General features: G+C 40.1%; 1 protein-coding gene. It reads right to left on the bottom strand.

What is annotated here, in order from left to right:
- The coding region (locus ACTNES_RS20930; RefSeq protein ID WP_441040581.1) for an acyltransferase family protein at positions 1–761 on the bottom strand (761 nt) is incomplete at both ends.

Below are 761 nucleotides of genomic sequence, written 5' to 3'. Positions count from 1 at the left end.
TCCATATAATATAAGCCAGATAAACAGACAGATGACCGTAATACAGTTTCCCAGATAAATCTCTCTGGCTCCCTGCAGACAGTATTCCAGAACACTGAGTATGATCCCTGACACAATCCCTGCAACAAACTTTCGTTCTATACTCTCTGACAGTCTCTGTTCCAGTTTATCCTGCTTCTCGTGGATCATCTGCCCCATAAGATAAAAACTCATACCTGTAAACAAAAAGTTTCTGTATTCCATCGTATGGTAAAATCCACCTGCAAATCTGCAGAACTCTGCTCTCCACAAAAGTACCACAGATAATATCGGAATGCAGCAGTACGCCGCCTTTCTGATATGCAGCTTTTCGATACAGAAATCAACCGCATAACAGTAAATAAGTGCAGGCAAAAACCACAGATGTGCCCTGACAGGTGAAGTACTGTTATAAAAAACAAATTCCTTCAGATGCTCTATATCCGTAAGTTCTTTTATCCACTCTGCCGCATTCCCTCCGCCTGAAACTTTCATCAGATATTCCCAGCCAAAATAAAACAGGATAGATACTGCAAAGAGTTTCAGGATATGTATGATCTTAAAGGGTATCTTAACTGCAGCATTATTGTTTTCATAATAGCAGAAATATCCGGATACCATAAAGAAAAATGGCACTGCACATCTGGCAAATACTTTTATGATCTGACCTGTCTCTCCTGGAAAGCTTACATGAATACAGACTACCAGAAATGCTGCTATTGCTTTTGCCACATCCAGACTTT

It is taken from the genome of Blautia sp. HCP3S3_D9, from assembly GCF_052063845.1.
Classification (GTDB): Bacteria; Bacillota; Clostridia; order Lachnospirales; family Lachnospiraceae; genus Blautia_A.
The sequence above is the reverse complement of the archived record's forward strand: the minus strand, read 5'-3'. Positions and strand labels throughout refer to the sequence as shown.